We start from the raw sequence: 5,814 nt of genomic DNA on the forward strand, positions 1-5,814 counted from the left end.
CCGCCCGCCCGCGGGGGGGCGCCCCACCTCACGCCCGTGTGAGCGTCCAGCGACGCGAGTGAGGAGGGCTCGGCCATCGCCGACTATCTGATCCGGCGCACGCTCCAGGCGATCGTGACCGTCGCGATCCTCGCCGTGTTCATCTTCCTCATCACACGCATGACGGGCGATCCCGTCTCACTGATGGCCGCCGAGCAGGCGATGGCGGACAGGATCCGCCTCACCGAGCGGCTCGGCCTCGACCAACCGTTGCTGGTGCAGTTCGGCCACTACGTGTCCGACCTGGTCAGGGGCGACCTGGGCACGTCCTTCCGGTTCGGCGACCCGGTGAACCAGCTCGTGGTGAGCCGGTTCGTCAACACGCTGAAACTCGTCATCCCGTCGTTCGCGCTCGCCATCGGGCTCGCCGTCCCGCTCGGGGTGCTCTCGGCAAGGCGGCGAGGGAGGATGAGCGGCCGCCTGAGCAACGTCGTCGCGGTGCTCGGCGTCGCCACGCCCAACTTCTGGCTCGGGCTGATGCTGATCTTCGTGTTCGCCGGGCTGTTGGGTTGGCTGCCCTCGTCGCGGATGGGCGGACCCTCCCACTACATCCTGCCGGTCATCACGCTGGCGACGGCGTTCGTGGCGGGCATCATGCGGCTGATCCGCTCCAGCATGCTCGAAGAGCTCTCGAGCGAGTACGTCAAACTGGCCAGGTCAAAGGGCGTCGGGGAGACGCGGGTGACGTGGCGCCACGCCTTGCGAAACTCGCTGCTGCCTGCGCTGGCCTTCGTCGGGATCAGCCTCTCCGGATTCATCACGGGTGCGGTGTCCGTCGAGACCGTGTTCGCGTGGCCCGGTGTCGGCCGGCTGCTCTACGAGGCCGCCCTTGGGCGTGACTTCCCGCTGGTGCAGGGGATCATCATCGTCGGTGGTGTCATGATCATCGTGCTGACGCTCATCACCGACATCCTGAACGCCTGGCTCGACCCGCGGATCCGGTGATGTGTCGCGCACTCGACCAGGTCACAGGCGAGAGCCGTCCCGCTCGCGGGGCGCCATGACTGCCGAGCGCGGTGGGCTCGGCACCATGCTGGCGCGGCCGCGCCTCATGGCGAGGCGCGCCATGGACAGAGACCTGCCGATCATCCCGATCGTGGTGCTGCTCCTGCTCCTCGTCGTCTCCGTGGTCGGGCCATCGCTCACCGGGCACGATCCCTACGAGCAGGACCTGGCGGATCGGCTGTCGGCACCGACGATGGAGCACTGGTTCGGGACCGACCCCCTCGGACGCGACAACCTCACGCGGTTGCTCGTCGGCTCGCAGGCCACCCTCCAGGTGGTGGCGCTGTCCATCACGCTGGGAGGACTGATCGGCTTGGTCCTCGGGATGGCGAGTGGCTTCTACGGCGGGTTCGTCGACACGATCATCACGAGGATCACCGACGCCCTGCTCGGCTTCCCGACGATCTTCTTCGGGTTGCTCTTCGCGGTGACGCTCGGGCCCGGCTTTACCTCGGTCGCTCTCGCAATCGCCCTCAGCATCTGGACGTGGTTCGTGCGGATCGTCCGCAGCGAGGTGCTCACGCTTCGAGAACGCGACTTCGTCGCACAGGCGAGAGTGAACGGGCTGTCGAGCCCCCGCATCCTGGTGATGCACATCCTGCCCAACGTGCTCAACTCGTTCATCGTCCTCGTCAGCGTCAACCTGGGCTCGGTCATCATCGTGGAGGCGACCCTCAGCTTCCTCGGCGCCGGGATCCCGCCACCGAGGCCATCGTGGGGACGGATGGTCGCCGAGGGTCAGGAGTACCTGACCTCCGCCTGGTGGCTGTCGATCATCCCGGGGGCCGCGATCACGCTGACCGTGATCTGCATATTCCTCCTCGGCGACTGGGTCCGCGACTACCTGGACCCGAAGATCCGGCAGGCGCTCGACACGGGACCGGGGCAAGATGACCGCAGCTGAGGCGCATGATCTCGTCCTCCGCGTCACCGACCTCACGGTCAGGATCGAGACCCGGGAGGGAGCAGCCGACGCCCTGGACTCGGTGTCCCTGGAGGTACACGCCGGAGAGGTCCTGGCCCTCGTCGGGGAGTCCGGGTCCGGCAAGAGCCTCGCCGCGCTGTCCATCATCGGCCTGCACCCGCGGGTGGCAACGATCACCGGAGGCGACATCGAGCTCCACGGCCGGAGCCTGGTTGGGCTGACGTCGCGCCAGTGGTCGTCGGTGCGCGGCGCCGAGATCGCCATGATCCTGCAGGATCCGCTCACCGCGCTGAACCCGGTTCTCACGATCGGCGAGCAGGTCGGCGAAGGCACGCGCCTCCACGACGGCCTTCGCGGGCAACGCTTGCGTAACCGGGTGTTGGAGCTGCTCGACTCGGTGCAGATCCCTCAGCCGGCGGAGCGCATCGGCGACTTTCCCCACCAGTTCAGCGGCGGAATGCGACAGCGTGTCGTCGGCGCCATCGGGATCGCGTGCAATCCGAGCCTGCTGATCGCCGACGAACCGACCACCAGCCTCGACGTGACCATCGAGGATGCCTATCTGGATCTCCTCAAGGCACTTCAGGAGGAGACGGGTGTCGGGATCCTCTTCATCACCCACGACTTCGGCATCGTTGGAAGGATGGCGGACCGCGTGGCGGTGATGTACTCCGGGCGCATCGTCGAGACGGGGCCGGCGGATCGGATCATCGCCTGGCCGGCCCATCCCTACACCGAGGCACTGGTGGCCTCTGTGCCGGATCTCGATGCGCCGGTCCCGGACCGACTCGTGTCCATCGATGGCGCCCCGCCCGGGCTGTTCGAGGAGAAGCCTGCCTGCCATTTCGCCCCGCGCTGTCCCTATGTCATGGATCGGTGCTGGTCGGAGACGCCTCCGGATGTCCTCATCGAGCCCGGCCACGTGTCGAAGTGCTGGAAGCACGCATGAGCGCCGATCTGCTCGCGGGGGAGCGGCTCGTCAAGATCTTTCCGGCGGGCCGGCGATTCTCGGTTCGGCGGCGCCAACCGGTGCGAGCCGTGTCGGACGTTTCGGTGGCGGTCGGCCCGGAGGAGGCGGTCGGCCTCGTAGGCGAATCGGGATCGGGCAAGACCACCACGGCCCGGATGCTGCTGGGCCTCGTCGAGCCGACCGAGGGCGTCGTGCGCTACGAGGGCGATGACATCGCCGGGCTGAAAGGCGAAGGATGGCGCGTCTATCGGGCGCACGTGCAGTCCGTGTTCCAGGATCCGTGGTCGTCGCTGAACCCGAAGCGCACCATCGGAGCGTCGATCGCCGAGCCGCTCACCCGGCTACCGAGCCTGTCGAAGCAGGACCGCGTCGACAGGGTCGGCGATCTCCTCGAGCTCGTCGGCCTGCGCACCAACCTGCGGAGCCAGTATCCCCACGAGCTGAGCGGCGGTATGCGCCAGCGGGTTTCGATCGCCCGAGCGCTCGCCCCGTGGCCGAGCTGCATCGTCCTCGACGAGCCGGTGTCGGCGCTCGACGTCTCCATCAAGGCGCAGGTCATGAACCTTCTCAAGGAGATCCAGGAGAAGGTGCACACCGCCTACGTGCTCATCGCCCATGACCTGGGAACGGTGCGGTTCCTCACGGATCGCATCTTCGTGATGAGCGGCGGCCACGTCGTCGAGCACGGGGATACAGCCGTCATCTTCCGGGATCCCCTCCACCCATCGACGAAGACCCTTCTCGCCGCTTCCCGGGCGAAGTCGATCCGTCATTCGAGACCTACGGATGCCGCTGATCACGCCCGCCCGGCCGAGCCCGACGGATGCGTGCGATGCGCAACCGCCGGACAAGAGTGCGATGGCGTCGGTGGCCTGATCGAGGTCGGCCCGGGTCACTTCCTGGCCTGCGCCCGGCTCGGCGTCCGGACCGAGAGCACCGACGATCAGACGCCGTCCAGCTCGAAGATGTAGAGACCGCCGGTGTGCCGGTCCGTAGCGTAGATCAGTCCGTCTGCATCGACCAAGATGTCGTTCATCTGGATCGCAGGCGAGCCGATGGGCGCCTTGGGCACGTGCCACGCGATCTCCCGGGGGTTCTCGAGGTCCGACACGTCGTACACCCGCACGCCGGCGTTGAAGTACGTGAGGAAGACTCGTGAGCCATCCTGGTACGTGCCGGGGCGGTACTCGTGCACGTTGTGGGGGCCGAAGCGTCCGCCGCGCGACGTGAAGTCGCCCTCCGGCACTGGGAGTCTCGAGACGACGCGTGGGTTCTTCTCGTCTGAGATGTCGACGAGGCGCGCCTGGTACGGGATCCGGGCCGGGCTCTCGACGCACTCGTCGGTCACGACGAGGGCTTCGCGCCCCGGCAACGGGCACGCCGTGTGAGTGCACAGGCTCGGACCGTCCACCTCGTCCAGGTCGACGTGCGCCACGAGGCTGGGTGCGCCCTTGTCGGACACGTCCAAGATGACGAGCCCCTGGTCCCACCATCCGCAATACAGGCGGTCGCCGCGCGGCACACCATGGTGGAGGAGGACCTCGGCGCCGTCGGGCCAAGTCCGGAGCGCCTCCTCGCCCCGGCGCATACCGGGGAGCCACCAGCGACCCGCCTCGACGGGTGCCGACGGGTCGGAGAGGTCGAGGATCACGAGGAACTGGCCGCTGCTGTCACCCGATCCGGCCGTCACGAAGGCGTACGGCTCCTCCCAGTAGCTCATCCGGTGGACGCCTCTGCCGCCGCATGCCCAATAGCCGATCTCGCGTGGAGCGAAGGGATCGGACACGTCGAAGATGCTGAGGCCCGACTGCCAGGCCTGCGACGTGTTGCGTCCGCCGAAGCGCCGCTCCCGATTCACGAGCAGGACGTCTCCGACGACCTGGACCTTGTGGGAGTGCGAATTCGACGGCGCAGGGAGATAGAGGACACGACGAGGCTCGGTGGGGTCGCGCACATCGACGACCGACGTTCCACCGGTCTGGTGACCGACATAGGCGACGCCGTCCTTCAGGTTGACGTGCATGCAGTCGCCGGTGCCGTCGAAATCCGCGTGACCGACGAGGCGCATGTTCCAGGCTTCGTCCGTCGTCTCGTGCAGCCGGCCCCTCATCGGTGGCTCCCCAGATCGGACGGTGTGTAGCGCTCGAGAGTTGCCAAGGATCCTCCTGAGACCGGAAAGATATCGTCCTAGGATACGATCCTAGTGGTGCGTCGTTCAATTGGTGACCTCGGCTGTGGACCGTCGGGTGGCCGACGCCGCAAACGGGGACGGCCATACAAGCGCGGTCTCCCGCTCGGCGGGGGACCGGCGAGCGGTCGCTCTGCGACCCGAGCCGAGGGGGCACCTGGCCGCCACACACTGCCCGGCCCCCTCGACTGGACCAAACGCTGTCTCCCGCTCGGCGGGGGACCGGCGAGCGGTCGCTCTGCGACCCGAGCCGAGGGGGCACTTGGCCGCCACCCACTGCCGGGCCCCCGCGACTCGGCCTGCGGCGCTCGTCGATCCCCCGGAGACCGGGGGATTGCGTAGAAGCCTGCGAACGGTACGGACGGCCACCCACGCTGTCTCCCGCTCGGCGGGGGACCGGCGAGCGGTCGCCCTGCGACCCGAGCCGAGGGGGGCACCTGGCAGACCGGACCTCCGAGTAGCCGACGCCGCAAACCGGGACAGCCGCGGCCCGTGGTCATCAATCCCGCGACAGACCACTAGCGGCAACCGGTGACGACGGCGGAGCTCTCCGAGCACGCTGACGTCCGACGCATCGTTGGACCTACTCGACGAAGAGGGTGCCGTCGCGGTCGACGACCCGGCCGCGCCCGAGCGGAAGCACGAGCGTGAGCGCCTTGAAGGCCGTGCCGAGGCCCGGGATCTTGG

General features: G+C 68.1%; 5 protein-coding genes. 4 read left to right on the forward strand and 1 reads right to left on the reverse strand.

Annotated elements, in window-relative coordinates; translation table 11 throughout:
* Nucleotides 1-90 precede the first annotated feature (90 nt).
* From VGC47_03060 to VGC47_03075, 4 genes are read left to right on the forward strand one after another with little or no spacing between them, the layout of a single operon-like run.
* A complete protein-coding gene (locus VGC47_03060; protein HEX9854271.1) occupies nucleotides 91-984 on the forward strand; it encodes an ABC transporter permease in 894 nt (297 codons plus the stop codon).
* A 55-nt stretch (nucleotides 985-1,039) separates the two neighbouring features.
* On the forward strand, nucleotides 1,040-1,948 hold the full coding sequence (locus VGC47_03065; GenBank protein HEX9854272.1) for an ABC transporter permease: 909 nt from the start codon (nucleotides 1,040-1,042) through the stop codon (nucleotides 1,946-1,948).
* The gene (locus VGC47_03070) at nucleotides 1,935-2,918 is read left to right on the forward strand and encodes an ABC transporter ATP-binding protein (GenBank protein HEX9854273.1); all 984 of its coding nucleotides are present in this window, start codon (nucleotides 1,935-1,937) and stop codon (nucleotides 2,916-2,918) included. The genes VGC47_03065 and VGC47_03070 overlap by 14 nt, the downstream gene beginning before the upstream one ends.
* A complete protein-coding gene (locus tag VGC47_03075; protein ID HEX9854274.1) occupies nucleotides 2,915-3,910 on the forward strand; it encodes an ATP-binding cassette domain-containing protein in 996 nt (331 codons plus the stop codon). The genes VGC47_03070 and VGC47_03075 overlap by 4 nt, the downstream gene beginning before the upstream one ends.
* Here the strand turns inward: VGC47_03075 and VGC47_03080 are convergent.
* Nucleotides 3,883-5,049, reverse strand: a complete 1,167-nt coding sequence (locus tag VGC47_03080; GenBank protein ID HEX9854275.1) for a hypothetical protein — start codon at nucleotides 5,047-5,049, stop codon at nucleotides 3,883-3,885. The genes VGC47_03075 and VGC47_03080 overlap by 28 nt on opposite strands.
* Nucleotides 5,050-5,814: the final 765 nt, after the last annotated feature.

The organism is Acidimicrobiia bacterium, from assembly GCA_036396535.1.
Lineage (GTDB): Bacteria > Actinomycetota > Acidimicrobiia > Spongiisociales > UBA5794 > DASWKR01.